Source organism: Marinomonas aquimarina, assembly GCF_900089755.1.
GTDB classification, from domain to species: domain Bacteria; phylum Pseudomonadota; class Gammaproteobacteria; order Pseudomonadales; family Marinomonadaceae; genus Marinomonas; species Marinomonas aquimarina.
This window is the reverse complement of sequence record NZ_FLOC01000022.1, coordinates 45,186-62,664: the sequence shown is the minus strand read 5'-3', so window position 1 is coordinate 62,664 and position 17,479 is coordinate 45,186. Positions and strand designations below refer to the sequence as shown.

Here is a 17,479-nt window from a genome sequence, read left to right as displayed (position 1 = left end):
TGGAAAACGAGCCGTTATGACTCGTTTCGAGATATCAAAAAATGAATGGCGGGACGGCATCAGGCAGTTGCTCCAACAGCTGGAGAAAAGAGTCTGATCATGAGTAAATTTGTGGGGATACCTCAGGATCTGACCCCTTTTATACCGTTAAAGCAGCGATTAGCTTAAACCGCTTCAGCAATACGACCTTTGGCGCTAGTGAAGGCTTTTTCGCCATCTTCACCCAATGCTTGGCCGCCCGCTACGAAAGCGTCTTTAACGTTCAAACCGATGAAGTTCAGGAAGGTCTTCACGTATGGTAGTTGGTGATCGTATGGTGTGTTTTCTAGGAAACTGCCGCTTGCCAAGAATACATATGCGTCTTTTTTGACCAAGCCAACTGGGCCTTCTTCTGTGTATTTGAAGGTACGACCCGCACGGGCTACGTAGTCAAAGTAAGACTTCAAAGTCGATGGAATGCTGAAGTTGTAAGTTGGCGCGCTGATCGCAACCACATCAGCGACTTCTAGCTCTTCGATCAATTCATCACCGATCGCTACGATCGCTTGTTGCTCTGCTGTGCGGTCTTGTTCTGGAGTGAACAAAGCGCCCAATGTTTCGCTGGTGAAGTGTGGCAGTGGCTTAGCGTTCACATCGCGCACTACCACTTGACCGTCTGGGTTCTTTGCAAGCCACTGTGCGACGAAAGCATCCGCGAGTTGACGAGATTTAGAGTTGTCACCTGATGCACTTGAATCGATACGTAATAGAGTTGCCATGATTAATCTCCTAATATTCTTTGGGAAGCGCTGCTTTAGCGTCATTCGATAGACTCATATTAAAACCAGTTTTTTTGATATAAAAGCGGAAGTTTTTGACGATTTAGATCAAAAAATACGATATAAAAGACATCACACACCAAAACAGCGGAAGATTCTGATGAAAGCACCTCGAGTGACCTTAGAGCAGTGGCGCGTCCTACAAGCCGTGGTAGACAAAGGCGGTTTCGCACAAGCCGCTGAAGCACTTCACAAAAGTCAGTCCTCCATCAGCTACACGGTGGCTAAACTACAAGAACAGCTAGGCTACCCTTTGCTGACCATCGATGGTCGTAAAGCCAAGCTCACTGAGCGTGGTGAAGTATTGCTAAGGCGCTCTCGTCATCTGCTCAAAGAAGCCGTTGAATTAGAAGAATTGGCGCATACCCTAGGCCAAGGCTGGGAGCCAGAAATCGAGCTAGTCGTCGACGAAGCTTTCCCGACGCCGGCATTACTTCGCGCACTGCGCGCGTTTGAACCGCAAAGCCAAGGCACTCAAGTGCAACTTAAAGAAGTGGTGCTCAGCGGCGCACTGGATACACTCAGCAGCGGCTCTCCCGACCTAGTACTCAGTGGCATTGTACCCAAGGGCTATCTGGCCGATCCCATTGTCGAAGTGGATATGATTGCCGTGGCCGCCCCCGATCACCCGCTGTTCCAAGAACAAGGTAAGATCAGCAACGAACGTTTGAAGCAAGAGCTACAAGTGGTGATTCGCGACTCTGGACGGGAAACATCGGTCGATGAAGGTTGGCTTGGCGCGGATCGTCGTTGGACAGTATCCAGTGTGCAATCGGCTTTAGAAGTGGTCGCTTCAGGGATCGGCTTTGCCTGGCTACCGATCGCAGATTTGCGCGATGCCTTGGAAACAGGTCGCTTGCAAAGGTTGTCATTGGAGTCTGGCAGCGAACGCAACTTTCATATGTACGCCATATTTGGCAAAGGCGAGCGCACCGGCCCAGCGACACGCTTGTTTGTGGAGCTATTGCAGCAATCCTGCGCGCAATGTAATGCCATTCGCAAGTAAGCTAGCTTCCTTTGTAGGACCGCGGTTCCCGCGGGATTAAGTCTGCATTTGCAATGCATGTTCCCGCGCGCAGCGCGGTCCTATAAAAATGTGCAATCCCAATGGCTATATTGGCCGACGTGATTAACCATCGTTGCTCGCTTTGGGTTGGCAATAATGTATCTTGCTGTTTCGATCATTTCTTCATCTGACCGCATTCCTCGATCATAGAAGTTTCGTTGCCATCTAATTTGATAATGTTTAAAGGTAAACTCTTTTACGACCCTTACAAGCTCGGATATATCTTTGAAAGCGGGTTGAACTAGCCAATGAATGTGGTCTGGCATTACAACGAAAGCAACAGTTTTAGACCATCCTTTATCGTCACAGTGTTTCAAAGCTTTTATCATTGCTCTCGAGCGATAAAAGTTTTCAAAATATGGAATACGTTTATCAGTGGCAAACGTTAAATGGTAGACCGTTGAGGAGTTCGACATACGGCCTTTGCGTAGTTGCGAATAGCCCTTCATATTACCTCCATGTAATTTGAAGTTGTTTTTCAAGCCTAGCATATTAGACGTATTGTAGGACCGCGGTTTCCGCGGGATTAAGTCTGCATTTGCAAGTATGTTCCCTCGCACAGCGAGGTCCTACAAAATACAAGGTATTGTAGGACCGCGGTTTCCGCGGGATTAAGTTTGCATTTACAAGTACGTTCCCTCGCGCAGCGAGGTCCTACAAAATACAAGGAATTGCAGGACCGCGGTTCCCGCGGGATTAAGTCTGCATTTGTAATGCATGTTCCCGCGCGCAGCGAGGTCCTACAAAATACAAGGAATTGCAGGACCGCGGTTCCCGCGGGATTAAGTCTGCATTTGTAATGCATGTTCCCGCGCGCAGCGCAGTCCTACAATATCTGTTTTCACGCGCCGCCGCGCTGCTACAAAATTCGTTTTAAACCAATACGCTTGCGTTTAGCATCCACTTCCAGCACTTGCACCTTGACCACTTCGCCAATGCGCACTTCATCACGGGGGTCTTTAACAAAGCGATCCGCTAGCTGTGATATATGGATCAAGCCATCTTGGTGAACCCCTAAATCGACAAAGGCACCAAACGCCGCCACATTGGTGACGACCCCTTCTAGGGTCATGCCTTCTTGCAGATCCTCGATGCTGCTAATGGCATCATCGAAGCTGGCGTATTGAAACTCAGGTCGCGGATCGCGTCCTGGTTTGGCCAATTCTTGCAGAATGTCTTGCAAGGTAAAGCGATTCTCCGCACTGGCTAAGGTCGCGGTTTTCAGGGTGGCCACAGCTTCAGGGTTGCCAATCATCTGGACTAACTCTTGTTTTACCGCACGAGCCATGTCTTTGACCAAGCCATAGGACTCTGGGTGCACCGCCGAAGCGTCTAACGGTTCATCCCCACCCCGAATACGTAAAAAGCCCGCACATTGCTCAAACGCCTTATCGCCGATGCCTTTTACCTTTTTAAGCTGATTGCGATTAGAAAAGCCGCCGAGTTGCTCCCTTAGCTCAATAATATTTTGTGCCAAACGCTGTGTTAGTCCCGAGACATAGGTCAATAAGGATGCCGAGGCCAAATTCAAATCCACACCCACGGCGTTCACACAGTCCTCCACCACGGTTCCTAGCGCTTCACTGAGGCGATTGGCTTTAACATCGTGCTGGTATTGGCCCACACCGATAGCTTGCGGGTCGATTTTGACCAACTCGGCCAACGGATCTTGAAAACGACGAGCAATGGAAATCGCACCACGGATGGTCACATCAAGATCAGGGAACTCTTCGATCGCTACGGGCGATGCGGAGTAAACCGAGGCGCCGGCCTCTGACACAATCACACAACGACAGTTCAGCTGATATTGCTGAATCATCTGCTTGGCAAACGCTTCTGTCTCACGAGAGGCGGTACCATTACCAATCACCAACCAATCAATATTCTGGTTTTGAATCACTTTGGCTAATACGGCTTCAGCCTCAGCCGATTTATTTTGTGGCGGATGTGGATAAATCACGCCGTTATTCAATAATTGGCCGTATTCATCCACAGCGGCCCATTTGACGCCATTTCTAAAACCGGGGTCTAGAGCAAGCGTTCTTTTCGCCCCTGCAGGAGCCGCCATTAATAAGTCTTTTAAATTGGCCTGAAATACTTCAATGGCCGATGCCTCGGCCTGCTCTTTTAGTTCTGCCAATACATCCGCCTCTAGTTTAGACAGGATCTTTTCTTGCCAAGCTTTGGTTAGCCATGCCAGTTTTTCCTTACTTGATGTACGGTCTTTGACTTCAGGAAAACCAAAAGGCGTGACATAGAGTGAATGATTCAGGGAATAAGGTAGCTCACCTTCTAATTCAATTGACAGTTTTAAGAAGCCTTCTTTCTTGCCTCTAAATAATGCCAATAAGCGATGTGCTGGACATTTTTTGACTGGCTCACGGTAATCAAAGTAATCTCGAAATTTTTCACCCGCTTCTTTTTTACCGCGTAACACTCGGCTGCATAAAATTCCCTCTTGCTGTAAACACAGCTTACCTTGCTGCAAGGTAGCGATATTTTGTGCCAGACGCTCAATAATAATATCCGACGCCCCTGATATGGCTGTGTCAAACTCTAGCGGTTCTTTCAGCTGCTCTTTTAAAGCTAAGAAATGCTTTTCCCCTTGCCCTTGACCATCGCGCCAAAGGGCAATAGCAAAGGGCAGTAAACCTAACTCTATGGCAAGATCGGCCTTGCTTTTTCGGTTCTTTTTAAAAGGCGCATAGATATCTTCTAACTCTGTTTTACTGCTGGCTTTTTGAATCGCGCTAAAAACAGAGGGAGGAATATCCGGCAGTTCCTTGAGCAATTCAATAATTGCCACACGGCGCTTTTCCAATTCCACCAGGTATTGCCAACGCCCATGAAAGCTACGCAGCTGCTCATCAGACATACCGCCTGTTGCTTCCTTACGGTAGCGTGCAACAAAAGGCACCGTAGCGCCCTCTTCAAATAACTTAATGATATTGGTTACAATACTTTCAGAGACTGAGTATTCTTTCGACAAAGCAATTAACATAGTATTCAATAAAGTCGCCATATTATTTACAGAAAGCTTAAAAGAGCTTTTTTATTAAGAAGTTTTTATTTAATTTTTTTGCTCAGCATAGATTAAAATTAATTAAATGAATGCTATTCTTAGTCATACAGACTTTGTGTAAGTTTTGGATTTAAGCTTACCTGTTTAGATAAACAAAGAGAAACACAGTTTTGGATGGATTTCTGCTCTGTGTTCGCGTTAATAAATGCGTTTCAGATAATTAGGGGAAATCATGAGCTTACTAGCAGAGCTAGCTGGAAACAAAGCCAAAGCACGTGCTGCGGCAAAAGACCTTACTATTGCACAACTAGAAAACCTAATTGAAGGTTTGAACAATGCTTTGGTAAAAATGCAAGAAGACGAGCAAGCTCGCCAAGCAGAGATTGAAGAGAAAGCTCGTCAAGCGTCTGATATTGCGAAGATGATCGAAGCAAGTGGTCTAACATTAGAAGAGATCGCAGCATTAAGCGGTACGCGTTCTAACCCGACTAAGGGCAAAACAGTTAAACCTAAATACCGTATCGAATGGAATGGTGAAACAATTGAGTGGAGTGGCCGTGGCCGCACACCAAAAGCATTCCAAGAGTACTTCGATGCAGGTAACTCTCGCGCATCGGCTGAAATCCAAGATTAATCGATCGCTGAATCAAAAAAACCGACGCTAGCGTCGGTTTTTTTATGTCTGCGGCACGTTAAGAGACAGATCCAACCCGCCTCTTAACTGGGCGCCCTATTTAGCCACTGATTTTAGTGTACATAAGATCCCAAACACCGTGGCCTAAACGCTCACCACGTTGTTCAAATTTCGTTAATGGACGCGCTTCTGGGCGTGGGTGGTAATTACCTTTACCCGCTGCGTTTTCATAGTTCTCTTGAACTTCCATTACTTCCATCATGTGTTCTGCATACGGTTCCCAGTCGGTTGCCATATGGAATACACCACCGATTTTCAACACGTTTGCGACTTGCTGCGCAAACAACGGCTGAACAATACGGCGTTTGTTGTGCTTCTTCTTATGCCATGGATCTGGGAAGAATAGTTGGAAAGTAGACGCTTGCGCTTGTGGCAAACAATCGGCCATGACTTCGATCGCATCGTGGCAGTAAACACGAATGTTGTTGATACCCGCTTCTGCCGCGAGCATCATCAGCTTGGCCACACCCGGTGGGTGCACTTCGATACCAATAAAGTCTTTCTCAGGCGCATTTTTGGCCATTTCCACCAAAGACGCCCCCATGCCAAAGCCTACTTCAAGTACGACGTCAGACGTACGACCAAATACCTCTTCATAAGAAATACGACCGTCGGCAACTTCCAAGCCATACACTTCCCAGTTGGCGTCGTAAGCTTTTTGTTGGCCTTCCGTCATACGACCACCTCGTACAACGAAACTGCGAATTCTGCGATGTTTAATGTCTGGATTAGTTGGGTTCTGTTCGTCTTGCATGGAGTTGACAGTCTCAAATTCAAATTTAGGCGCGTATGGTACTAAAATCGAATAAAAATGTCTGTTAATTCACCGCTTTCTTAGGACTTAGAAGGCACAGAAGTGTGTAGAAAGCCTTTCAACATCACTAGCCAACCAGCCAAGTACAAGACGCCACCGATCGGTGTCACCGCTCCTAGGATGCGAATATCCGTTAACGTCATCAGCGCCAACGACCCTGCGAACAATATATTACCGCAGGTAAATAAACGCACCGACCAAAGAAACTTCACACTCATAGAGGCCAATAGAACGGCCAACACACTGCCAAGACTGTGGTACATCAAATACTGGCAAGCGGTTTGCCACCACTCTAAGTTGTGTGCGGCGACCATATTTTTTAAACCGTGGGCACCAAATGCCCCCGCCGCCACAGAAAGAAACGCTTGAAAGGCCGCAATTGCGCCCCAGCGTTGTTGAGATGAAGATAATTGCATCGTGAAGTTAGACTTTATTGAAGGACATTGAGATAGCCATTACTACCAATGGCGTAATAGGTATTACCGGCACCAAATGCTAACGCCAACACCGCCGCCCCAGTGGGCCGCAGAGTGTCTTTAAGATGCAAATCCCAAGAGCGCGTGACATCCCCACTCATGACTTCCACCAGATTCACTCGGCGATTCTGTTGCCCTAACAGCAACAAACGATTGGAGTTGGAGAACACGGCTTGGCTAATGGTGACATTGCGCGACTGCAGTGCCCCAGTATCCACTTGGCTGACTTGTGCCCCAGTTAAGGCCGACCAAACCTTGGCATCGCCAAGCTGAGCCGCAGCAAATACATAGGCGCCATCGTTGGACAGTTTCACCGTTGCAATATTGTTGTCCAGTTGCCAGCGCTGTTTGATTTCACCGGTGCTTAAGTCCCATAGGATCACTTGATAGAGATCATCGCCCGTTAGGCCATAGCGCCCATCTGGGGTCACATCCACGGAACGAACAATAGAACCCGTACGAAGAGTTTGGCGAATACCACCATTTTTGATATCGAAGTAACGTGCCGTTTGATCGTCCATACCGACCAAAGCATAGTCGCCGTTGCGGGTGAGTTTAAGCGAACGCACATCACCTGGGGTGTTCCAGAAGCCGAGAGATTGTCCCGTTATTGTGCTCCACAACACCATGGTACGCGCCCCACCCGTCGCCGCAAAGTCACCGCTCGGGTCAATATCGACTGAGATCAAAGGGGTGGCTTCACCTGCGGCATGATTCCAGTTATAGAGGCGCTGGGACGGCGTATTTTTCCAATAACTGCCGCCATGCTGTATGGAGCCTATTAAGGATCCTGCACCATTATCACTCAGCGCTGCAGAATATAGACCTTGCACCGCCATTGAGCTGGTAACAACAGGATCGTCAGCTGAGCAGGCGCTTAGCAGGGCGATGGACAGCCCCGCTATTAAGCCACGACTAAGCACTCTGTTCGCTGTGGGCCTCATGCAGTTCTTCAATGAGCTGGTCTTCATAGACAAATCGTTCTTCCATCAATACACCAACGGCTTGCAACGAGAACGGCAGATCTGCCAACTGCTTATTACAATGCTCTTTGGTGTCGTACTTATCATTAAACTCCAGCAAAATGCTGGTGTTGACGGCTATTTCTGGCATCAATTTATGCAAGCACGCTAGCGCAGTGTCATCGTGAAACTCTTTCGCCTCTAATGCCAACTGTTCGTAGACTTCAAAATGACCGGTTGAAACATAGTCCACTAGCAATTCACAAAATGCCTGAACTTTTGGCGTGTCCGTTGGGGTGTATTCACCGACCTCGCGTAACGCAACGAAGGCCTCAACTAACGCCTTGCGGTAACGTAACCAGCGGTCAATGATTTCATGAACTCCCCCCCATCGCTCTTGCGCAGTTTTACAACGTTCTAACATGACATGTCTCCTAACTACGTTCTTATTTTGATGGCGTCTCGTGCGTCAATGCCACACACCGTGACTATCCTTGTGTACCTGTTTTACCCGTATTTCATGTTTTTAGCATATTCTCATCTCACAGCCCCTGCAAGACAGGGGCAACAAGCTTTTGTTAACAACTGCTAGCTTTATGTAACCAGATCAAACATCGCAACGGTCATTTTGCTTTCCAAGCAATGACTAAATTCACCAGTGCCATGGCGATAAAGGCCACCAAGGTCCAACCAGGAATACTCAAGCCAAGAAAGGTCCATAACACATCACCGCACTCCCCAGTGCCCATGATCATGGCCTGCATGATCTCTTGCCAAGGGAACACTTCAAACATGTAACTCAACCCCGGTAGACAGGCAGGTAGCTCTTCCATAGGAAGGTTTTGCAAATACAGATGACGCACCGCCAATCCGGCCCCTAACACAGAGAGCACAACAATGGGCCAAGCCAGTTTTCTGTGCCATGCGGCCTGAGCGCGACAAGCGGAGATCAGAGAGAACACACCTATTAGGAAAAATGCGATACGCTGCAACATACACAATGGGCAAGGCTCCAAGCCCATTTGGTACTCCATATAAAATGCTACGCCTAACAAAGCGAATGCAGCAAAGGCGACTAGAGCGTGAAAACGACGCGCGGACAACAACGCAACCATAACGGAAAGTTCCTTTTATCAATACTTAACAGTGACCAGTGAAAATCTAGACAGTAGAATAAAGAGAAAGTGCAATGAACTACTGCCATCTATACTGGTTGAGGGGTAGTATAACGAGTAATGACGTGAATTCGAGAGAGGAACTATGAAGCACATCGCGCAGCTAGGCAAAAAGCACCTAATGATCGCTTTAACTTGCCTTATGGCTTTTTTGGCTAGCCCCATTGCATTGGCGGAGGACGAAGCCGCAACCGCTATGCCAAGCTATATTGAGCTAAACCCCGATTTTATCGTGAACTACAATGCTTCTGGCCCACGCTTGCATTACATCAAAACCAAAATCAGTTTACGTACCGACAGCAGCCAAGAAGGCATTATTTTGGCCAATATGCCATTAGTACGCGATGCTATCGTCATGTTTTTAAGTGCTCGTACAAAAGATCAAGTCACTGGCGCCATTGCCCGTGAGCAAACTCGCGCGGACGCCAAAGTCGCCATCAATGAGATACTTAAAGAAGAAACTGGGGCGGAACCTGTGATGGACGTACTGTTCGCTAGTTTTGTGACTCAGTAAATGTACGACCCGACTCCGTTCGGGGAAGCAGCCTTTCAATCGCGGGATACAACCCGCTCGTACGACCCGACTCCGTTCGGGGAGACAGCCTTTCAATCGCGGGATAAAACCCGCTCGTACGACCCGACTCCGTTCGGGGAGACAGCCTTTCAATCGCGGGATACAACCCGCTCGTACGACCCGACTCCGTTCGGGGAGACAGCCTTTCAATCGCGGGATACAACCCGCTCGTACGACCCGACTCCGTTCGGGGAAGCAGCCTTTCAATCGCGGGATACAACCCGCTCGTACGACCCGACTCCTTTCGGGGAGACAGCCTTTCAATCGCGGGATACAACCCGCTCGTACGACCCGACTCCGTTCGGGGAGACAGCCTTTCAATCGCGGGATACAACCCGCTCGTACGACCCGACTCCGTTCGGGGAAGCAGCCTTTCAATCGCGGGATACAACCCGCTCGTACGACCCGACTCCTTTCGGGGAGACAGCCTTTCAATCGCGGGATACAACCCGCTCGTACGACCCGACTCCTTTCGGGGAGACAGCCTTTCAATCGCGGGATACAACCCGCTCGTACGGCCCGACTCTGTTCGGGGAAGCAAGTCTTGCAATCGCGGGGTACAACCCGCTCGTACGACTCGACTCCGTTCGGGGAAGCGACCTTTCAATCGCGGGGTACAAACCGCTCGTACGACCCGATTCCATCGAGGAAGCAGGACCTTATCGGGGCGGGACGCCCCACAAGATTCCATCAGGGATAGCATTAAAAAAACCGCTAGCAGAGAGCCTGCTAGCGGCTTTTTTAATTGATAAGAGCGTGCGATTAAAGCTCTTGGATATCACCTGGATCCACGTACCCCTGTAAGCGATCGGTTTCTTCGTTGTTGAAGAATTTATCCATTTGCTCCAACAAGTACTTACGTGTATCAGGTTGCATTAGGTTTAAATGCTTTTCATTGATGATCATGGTTTGTAGCGCTTGCCACTCTAGCCATGCTTGCTTCGATACGTTTTCCAGCACTTCCTGGCCTTTTGCGCCTGGAAGTGGTGCACGTTCTAAACCTTCCATCTCTTGCTGATATTTTTTGCAGAATACAGTGTTCGCCATGCTGATCTCTCAATTCTTCGTTTATTTCTAGTTATATGGGCGCTCACGTTACAGGTTTCAAGCGCTTAGAACAACGCCGTTACCACACCGCCTAGCACAAACACACTGACTAATTGCCAAATCGCGGGCTTTTTCCAACGCAACCACGTAAAGGCTAAGATCACCACTAGCGCTTGCCAAATACCGGTCACACTGCTCGGCAAAATAGGGATCAATAAAGTCGCCACTAACAAGCCCACCACGGCGGCATTAATCGCCACCACTGCGCCCTGCACGCGCGGGTAGTGGGATAAGCCTTGCCAAAAGTGTTGTCCCACCAACATCAGCAGTAACCCAGGTAAGAAAATCGCTAAAGTGGCCAACAGGGCCCAAACAATCATCTGTCCAGCTGGTGCCGATACAGCGCCGACATAAGTCGCTAGGGTAAACATCGGTCCTGGCACCGCCTGCGCCGCCGCATAACCGGTCAGCAAGTTCGACGTGGACACAAGATCAGCCAACAGCTCCGACATCAGTGGCAGCACCACATGACCACCGCCAAACACTAGGCTGCCGACTTGGAACAACTGAGCGGATAACGCCAACCAGCCACTGCCTTCGATAAAGGCCGTGACAATGAAAAGCAATGCGAAAAGCCCCAAAGCGCTAAACGCAACCAGTGATGACATACGGCTCTTAAAGGCTTTGGTTTGGCTATCCTTAAGCCATAGCGCACCGCCCACTCCGGCCAGCAACACCAGTAGTAAACTGCCTAAGCCTAAGGGCCAAAGTAAAATAAACAGCATACTGAGAATCGCGATTAAACGCGTACGCTTGCTTTGGCAAAACGAATTCCCCATGCCCCAGATCGCATCCGCCACCACGACGACTGCCATCAGTTTCAAGGCGCTCAAAATACCGAGAAAGACATCATGCTCGGCAAACTGGCTACCTAATGCAGCAAACACGCACATTAAAATAACGGAAGGCAGGGTAAACCCCATAAAAGCAGCTAAGGCGCCACTAATACCACCACGATGATAGCCAAGCGCGAAGCCTACTTGGCTGGAACCTGGCCCTGGCATAATTTGACTCAGCGCCACCCATTGAGCGTATTCCGCTTCCGTGGCCCACCCCAAACGCTCGACAAATTCTTTGCGAAAATAACCGATATGGGCCGCAGGTCCACCAAAGCTGGTACAGCCGAGCAGCAAAAATTTCCAGAAAATCGTCAGAAACATACGCCTATCCTTTATTACTCTTCGATCATCCAATCAAGGGCTTAGATTAGCTGCCGTCTTTGTTCATGGGTTTCCAGCAAAGTACGCACCGGCGCAGGCAGACCAAGCTGTAATGCTTGTTGCAGCTCGAACCATTGATACTTTGTTTGCTCAGCCACCATAGCCGTGTTCTTAACCGCTAATTCAGACGGCACAATGTCCAAATGATAATGGCTAAAGGTATGACGAAACGGTGACAAGCTTATGACATGCTGCACATTAACGCTCAAACGCTGTTCGGCGGCTTGCACAACATCATCCTCTTGTGCCACTTCAGGCAAACTCCATAAACCGCCCCAAATGCCTGTCGCTGGGCGCTTTTCAAGCAGCACTTGATCACCGTCCCGCAACACCAGCATTTGTGTCGTGCGCACGGGTTTAGGCGCTTTTTTAGGCTTCGACTTAGGAAAATCTGTCGGCGTCCCCGTTGCCAGCCCGTCACAATCAGCTTGTAATGGGCACTCACCACAGCGCGGCTTGGAGCGCGTACAAAGCGTCGCCCCAAGATCCATCATGGCTTGGGTGTATTCACCACAGCGCTCGCTCGGCATATAGCTTTCCGCTAATTGCCACATGGCCGCTTCGGTTTTGCGCTCACCCGGCCAAACCGGCACCGCATGGTAACGCGCTAAGACTCGCTTGACGTTGCCATCTAAGATCGCCAGCGATTCATTACGGGAGATAGATAAGATTGCCGCGGCGGTAGAGCGACCAATCCCAGGCAATTCACACACGCCCTCTTGGCTCATGGGGAACTCCCCTTGCCAATCGTCTACCAGCTTCTGTGCGGCTTTATGCATATTGCGCGCACGGGCGTAATAGCCAAGGCCACTCCAATGTGACAGCACTTCATCTTGCGGCGCACGAGCGAGCGCATACACATCCGGAAAAGACTGCATAAAGCGTTCGTAATAGGGAATCACGGTCGTCACTTGGGTCTGCTGCAACATAATTTCAGAGATCCAAACACGGTAAGGGGTTTTGTTTTGTTGCCAAGGGAGGTGTTTGCGCCCGTGCTGGTCAAACCACTCCAGTACACGGGGCGCAAAGTTTTGTTTTGGGGTCATCTACTGCCGTTAGTTAAATAAGTTATTAAGTTTGCCTTTCAGCTTATCTTGTAGCTCCTGCTTCGCTTCGTCCTTTTTCTCTTCTAAGCGCGCTTTCTCCGCATCCAGCTTGGCTTGAGCGGCGGCTTTTTCTGCATCCAATTTCGCCTTGGCCGCGGCTTTGGCTTGGTCCAGCTCTTGGTCGGCAAAGGCTTTAACAAAGCCTTTTACATCAGGACGACATAAGCCTGCCGCATCATCCATGAAATTACCTTCACAGACAATTGGGAACTGCACATTGGCCACATCTTCATTAACCACACAGCTCTCATCCAAACCACTGCCTACCAGCGCCACTCGCGTTTCGTATTTCAACGTATTCGTTGGCAATGAAATCACACCGTCGCCAGTCACACCAAGGGTTAACGACTGCATGCGAAGCCCAGGGGTGGAAACCTGACCATTGACGATTTTCGCAGGTATACGCATGGTTTCAAAGGGCGTGTCCTCATTAAACGACTCTTCGTTAAGCGATTCGGTACGCACCAGTGCGATGCCTTTACACACCATTTCGGTGTAATTGGTACCGATCAAAGCACCGTCGTTAATATTGACTAATAGATCACCGTTTAGATTGGCGATCAGGTCCTCAGTACGGTTGCCTCGGGTACTCAGATCACCCGTTAGGTTGGTCGCACCGCGGATTTTCTCCAGTGCCATAAAGTCTTTCATCAATGGCAATATCTGCACACTGTCGATGCTTGGCGAGACATTGATACGCGGCGTACTACCGGTCACATCCAACTGAGCTTGCAGTTTGGCCACGCCATCGTACAAGGTTACTTGCGCTGGCGCGATACGTACCTTGCCATTGGTTTGCGTCGAATCCAACTCCAGCTTATCCAGCTGCAAGTTCTTCACTTTGACATTATCAAAGGCGATGCCAACGTGACCATTCAATGAACGAACCAAGTCTACCGGTATCAAATCTTGTGCCGCGGTATCCGCAGATTGTTGTGCGCTACCTGAATCTGTCGTCGTGGCCGCTTGCTCACCTTCTTGCACAGGGGGGAGATAACGGTCCAAGTCTAGATTTTTACCGGCGATGGCAATATCCCAATTCAGTGGCGATAGGTTCAGTAAAGCATTCGCTTCAATGGTGGTGTCATCAAAATTGATCGAAATGGGCTGGGCTTTGATGCTATCCGTCGAACCTTCCGCCGCGATGCTCACACTGGCCTTTTCTAACACCGAATCGTCCGCCATCTCTGGCAAAGCGACATTTAATTGAGACAACACTTTTTTCGGTGAGAATTCGGCCACATCTAGTACCGCCGTAAACTCAGGCGCCGTTAATACTTGAAACGCATTCACTTGGCCTTTGATGTTCATGCCTAAGGTATTAATCGTTAGACCTTCTAACGCGGCATTTTCTTGTGGTAAGTCGAAGTCCAGCTGCGCGACATTGACCTTCATATTCAAAGGCGATGCCGGCAAAGACGCTCCGCTAACCGAGCCATTCAAGGCTAAATTAGCAAGCGAAACACTCTGACGTTCGGCAAATAAAGTAAAGTCCGCGCCAAAATCCACGTTAGCCGTCAATGGATTAGAGCCATCTAGATTCGATTGGGTAATCTTGGCATCCAGCTTCATCGGCCAAGCTTCGTCTAAGCGAACATCATTGAAGGTGACATTAGACACCACGTCCGATCGCATACCGGTACGCGCATCTTCATAAACAATATGAGCATTGACTAGTGCTAGCTCATCCAATGCGATATCAGGGATGGTAAAGCTGTTATCAGCCGCGGCATCCGTCGCTGGTGCTTCTGCGCTTGGCGTCGTGCCTGCTGTTTGTACTTGCCAGTTTGGGTTACCGTTTTTATCCACTTTCAAATTAGCGGTTAGATCCACTAAACGCACCGTATCCACGGCAATACGCTGCTGAAACAGTGGCAGCAGTTGCACACCAAACTCTGCTTTGGAAAAGCTCATCAGCTCTGGATCATTGCCCAAGGAGACACCGAAGTTTTCCAAACTTAAGCCAATTTGTGGGTAAATCGACCAGGCGATATCACCGTCCATCCGCAGACTCACATTGGCTTTTTCCTTGGCAATTTTCTGCAGTTCACCCTTGAATTGATTAGGGTCGACAAACACTACAACATAAATAATGGCGGCGACGATCAGTACCACAAGTGCCGCAAGCAACAAACCTAAACGTTTTACCCAAACCATATTAATTTCCCACCTTGAAATAAGAGGATTTGATCACTTCTCAAATCATAGCACCTTAATTAGTTTTTTCGATCACGCTAATAGGCATGAAAAGCATAGATGCAAAGCCCTGCACGTTTTATAATAGTATTCATATAGATTATTTACTGGGTTGAAAACCTGATTTCAAAGCGGAGAGCTCTTTACATGTCCAACCGGATTGCAACCGTCGAACGCAATACGCTCGAAACGCAAATTAAAGTCACTGTGAACCTAGATGGCACAGGTAAATTTAACTGCGAAACTGGCGTTCCTTTCCTTGATCACATGTTGGATCAAGTGGCACGTCATGGCCTTATAGACCTTGATATTCATGCCGTTGGCGATCTTCATATCGACGCACACCATACGGTTGAAGACTTGGGTATCACGCTGGGTCAGGCGTTTGATCAAGCGGTTGGTGACAAGAAAGGCATCCGCCGTTACGGCCACGCTTATGTACCACTAGATGAAGCCCTGTCACGCGTAGTGATCGACTTCTCTGGCCGCCCTGGTCTAGAGATGCATGTGCCTTTCACACGTGCCTCTGTAGGTGGTTTTGATGTTGACCTATTTTCAGAGTTTTTCCACGGTTTCATTAACCATGCAAAGGTAACTTTACACTTGGATAACCTGCGCGGGAAAAACACTCACCACCAAGCAGAAACTATCTTTAAAGCTTTCGGCCGCGCTTTGCGTATGGCATTGGAAGTAGATGAGCGTATGGCGGGACAAATGCCATCGACTAAAGGCTGCTTGTAATAGGATCGATCTCACTCATGAGTACACAAACTAAGTCTACCGTTGCTGTCATCGACTACGGCATGGGTAACCTTCACTCTGTTGCCAAAGCCCTTGAGCACGCAGCAGATGAAAACACTGAAATTGTTGTGACCAGCGACCCTGCCGTGATTGATGCGGCGGATCGTGTGCTACTGCCTGGCGTTGGCGCCATCCGTGACTGTATCGCCGAAATCAAAGCGCAAGGCCTGATCCCAGTGATTCAAAAAGCCATGGCGGAGAAGCCATTCTTAGCGATCTGTGTTGGTATTCAATCTTTGATGGCCCACAGTGAAGAAAACGGCGGCGTGGATTGTTTGAACCACTTTGAAGGTAATGCCCTGTTCTTTGGCAATGACCACAAAGACGTTGATGGCACTAAACTGAAAGTGCCACACATGGGCTGGAACCAAGTGACGCAAACGATGAACCACCCACTTTGGGAAGGCATCGAAAGCGGCGCACGTTTCTACTTTGTGCACAGCTACTACATCGTAGCGACCAACAAAGACGAAGTAGCAGGTACTTGTAACTACGGCCACGACTTCTGCGTTGCCCTAGCACGCGATAACGTCTTTGCGGTGCAATTCCACCCAGAGAAAAGCCACAAAGATGGCCTACAGCTATACAAGAACTTCATCCATTGGGATGGCAAGCCTTAGTCCACTGAATAGGAAATAACAATGGGATTAGCTAAACGTATTATTCCGTGCCTAGACGTGGACAATGGCCGCGTTGTAAAAGGTGTTCAATTCGTTGATATCCGTGACGCCGGTGACCCAGTTGAGGTAGCTAAGCGCTACAACGAACAAGGCGCTGACGAAATCACCTTCTTGGACATCACGGCAAGTTCTGATGACCGCGAAACCACTGTACACATGGTAGAAGCGATTGCAGCGGAAGTCTTTATTCCGCTAACCGTAGGCGGCGGCATTCGTACCTGTGAAGACATTCGTCGCATGCTGAATGCCGGCGCAGACAAAGTGGGCATCAATACCGCTGCGGTATTTAACCCTGAGTTTGTTCGTGAAGCCGCAGAGCGCTTTGGCTCACAATGTATCGTTGTGGCGATTGATGCCAAGAAAGTCAGCGCCGAAGGCGAGCCAGACAAATGGGAAATCTTTACCCACGGCGGTCGTAAGCCTACTGGTCTAGACGCGGTCGAATGGGCTAAGAAAATGGTTGATTTGGGCGCAGGTGAAATCTTGCTGACCAGTATGGACCGTGATGGCACGAAAAACGGCTTTGATCTAGGCGTTACTCGCGCCATCAGTGAAGCCGTGCATGTGCCTGTGATTGCTTCTGGCGGTGTCGGCAACCTACAACACTTGGTTGACGGCGTGACCGAAGGCAAAGCCGACGCAGTCTTGGCAGCGAGTATCTTCCACTTTGGTGAATACTCGATCCAAGAAGCAAAAGAAACCATGCAAGCGGCCGGCATTGAAATGCGCCTCTAAGCTATAAGCTGTTTCTGTTTGCATAAAAAATGG

At 49.0% G+C, this 17,479-nt stretch carries 18 protein-coding genes; 6 read left to right on the top strand and 12 right to left on the bottom strand.

Annotation, left to right across the window (positions count from 1 at the left end):
- Positions 1-164: 164 nt before the first annotated feature.
- Positions 165-758 (bottom strand): FMN-dependent NADH-azoreductase, encoded by a 594-nt coding sequence (locus tag MAQ5080_RS15880; protein ID WP_067213423.1) that lies wholly within the window; start codon positions 756-758, stop codon positions 165-167.
- 160 nt (positions 759-918) lie between these two features.
- Between MAQ5080_RS15880 and MAQ5080_RS15875 the strand changes: the two genes are divergently transcribed.
- Positions 919-1,824 (top strand): LysR family transcriptional regulator, encoded by a 906-nt coding sequence (locus MAQ5080_RS15875; protein WP_067213426.1) that lies wholly within the window; start codon positions 919-921, stop codon positions 1,822-1,824.
- Between the two features lie 80 nt (positions 1,825-1,904).
- Here the strand turns inward: MAQ5080_RS15875 and MAQ5080_RS15870 are convergent, their stop codons facing one another.
- Both MAQ5080_RS15870 and MAQ5080_RS15865 read right to left on the bottom strand, forming a co-directional pair.
- Entirely contained in the window at positions 1,905-2,333 is a 429-nt protein-coding gene (locus MAQ5080_RS15870) for an REP-associated tyrosine transposase (RefSeq protein WP_067213429.1), read from the bottom strand.
- A 410-nt stretch (positions 2,334-2,743) separates the two neighbouring features.
- Positions 2,744-4,885, bottom strand: a complete 2,142-nt coding sequence (locus tag MAQ5080_RS15865; RefSeq protein ID WP_197464653.1) for a Tex family protein — start codon at positions 4,883-4,885, stop codon at positions 2,744-2,746.
- A gap of 253 nt (positions 4,886-5,138) precedes the next feature.
- Here MAQ5080_RS15865 and MAQ5080_RS15860 point away from each other — a divergent pair, with 253 nt between their 5' ends.
- Positions 5,139-5,540, top strand: coding sequence for an H-NS histone family protein (locus MAQ5080_RS15860; RefSeq protein ID WP_067213433.1), 402 nt, complete (start codon positions 5,139-5,141; stop codon positions 5,538-5,540).
- Positions 5,541-5,640: 100 nt separating this feature from the next.
- On the opposite strand, the gene trmB is transcribed toward MAQ5080_RS15860, so the two are convergent.
- The 5 genes from trmB to MAQ5080_RS15835 all read right to left on the bottom strand — a co-directional run bounded on the left by trmB (position 5,641) and on the right by MAQ5080_RS15835 (position 8,967).
- Complete coding sequence (gene trmB, locus MAQ5080_RS15855; RefSeq protein ID WP_067213435.1) at positions 5,641-6,354, bottom strand: tRNA (guanosine(46)-N7)-methyltransferase TrmB; 714 nt, start codon at positions 6,352-6,354, stop codon at positions 5,641-5,643.
- Between the two features lie 80 nt (positions 6,355-6,434).
- Positions 6,435-6,830, bottom strand: a complete 396-nt coding sequence (locus MAQ5080_RS15850; protein ID WP_067213439.1) for a DUF423 domain-containing protein — start codon at positions 6,828-6,830, stop codon at positions 6,435-6,437.
- A 14-nt stretch (positions 6,831-6,844) separates the two neighbouring features.
- A complete protein-coding gene (locus MAQ5080_RS15845; RefSeq protein ID WP_067213442.1) occupies positions 6,845-7,834 on the bottom strand; it encodes a WD40 repeat domain-containing protein in 990 nt (329 codons plus the stop codon).
- Positions 7,806-8,276: an Rsd/AlgQ family anti-sigma factor gene (locus MAQ5080_RS15840; RefSeq protein ID WP_067213445.1), complete on the bottom strand. Its 471-nt coding sequence runs from the start codon at positions 8,274-8,276 to the stop codon at positions 7,806-7,808. Before MAQ5080_RS15840 ends, MAQ5080_RS15845 begins: the two co-directional genes overlap by 29 nt.
- Positions 8,277-8,475: 199 nt before the next feature.
- Complete coding sequence (locus MAQ5080_RS15835; RefSeq protein ID WP_067213449.1) at positions 8,476-8,967, bottom strand: disulfide bond formation protein B; 492 nt, start codon at positions 8,965-8,967, stop codon at positions 8,476-8,478.
- A 145-nt stretch (positions 8,968-9,112) separates the two neighbouring features.
- Here MAQ5080_RS15835 and MAQ5080_RS15830 point away from each other — a divergent pair, with 145 nt between their 5' ends.
- The gene (locus tag MAQ5080_RS15830) at positions 9,113-9,541 is read left to right on the top strand and encodes a flagellar basal body-associated FliL family protein (RefSeq protein WP_067213452.1); all 429 of its coding nucleotides are present in this window, start codon (positions 9,113-9,115) and stop codon (positions 9,539-9,541) included.
- Positions 9,542-10,363: 822 nt separating this feature from the next.
- Here MAQ5080_RS15830 and MAQ5080_RS15820 read toward each other — a convergent pair.
- From MAQ5080_RS15820 to MAQ5080_RS15805, 4 genes are all read right to left on the bottom strand, one after another.
- Positions 10,364-10,648 carry an oxidative damage protection protein gene (locus MAQ5080_RS15820; protein WP_067212726.1) on the bottom strand — a complete coding sequence of 95 codons (285 nt, stop codon included), beginning with the start codon at positions 10,646-10,648 and terminating at the stop codon, positions 10,364-10,366.
- 65 nt (positions 10,649-10,713) lie between these two features.
- Positions 10,714-11,868 (bottom strand): chromate efflux transporter, encoded by a 1,155-nt coding sequence (chrA, locus tag MAQ5080_RS15815; RefSeq protein WP_067212730.1) that lies wholly within the window; start codon positions 11,866-11,868, stop codon positions 10,714-10,716.
- Positions 11,869-11,909: 41 nt separating this feature from the next.
- The gene (mutY, locus tag MAQ5080_RS15810; protein WP_067212733.1) at positions 11,910-12,974 is read right to left on the bottom strand and encodes an A/G-specific adenine glycosylase; all 1,065 of its coding nucleotides are present in this window, start codon (positions 12,972-12,974) and stop codon (positions 11,910-11,912) included.
- Between the two features lie 9 nt (positions 12,975-12,983).
- Positions 12,984-15,191, bottom strand: a complete 2,208-nt coding sequence (locus tag MAQ5080_RS15805; RefSeq protein WP_067212736.1) for an AsmA family protein — start codon at positions 15,189-15,191, stop codon at positions 12,984-12,986.
- 186 nt (positions 15,192-15,377) lie between these two features.
- Here MAQ5080_RS15805 and hisB point away from each other — a divergent pair, with 186 nt between their 5' ends.
- Genes hisB through hisF form a run of 3 tightly spaced genes read left to right on the top strand, consistent with a single transcriptional unit; the run spans position 15,378 to position 17,446 of the window.
- Positions 15,378-15,971 carry an imidazoleglycerol-phosphate dehydratase HisB gene (hisB, locus tag MAQ5080_RS15800; protein ID WP_067212739.1) on the top strand — a complete coding sequence of 198 codons (594 nt, stop codon included), beginning with the start codon at positions 15,378-15,380 and terminating at the stop codon, positions 15,969-15,971.
- A 17-nt stretch (positions 15,972-15,988) separates the two neighbouring features.
- Complete coding sequence (gene hisH, locus MAQ5080_RS15795; protein ID WP_067212742.1) at positions 15,989-16,651, top strand: imidazole glycerol phosphate synthase subunit HisH; 663 nt, start codon at positions 15,989-15,991, stop codon at positions 16,649-16,651.
- Between the two features lie 21 nt (positions 16,652-16,672).
- Complete coding sequence (gene hisF / locus MAQ5080_RS15790; protein ID WP_067212746.1) at positions 16,673-17,446, top strand: imidazole glycerol phosphate synthase subunit HisF; 774 nt, start codon at positions 16,673-16,675, stop codon at positions 17,444-17,446.
- Positions 17,447-17,479: the final 33 nt, after the last annotated feature.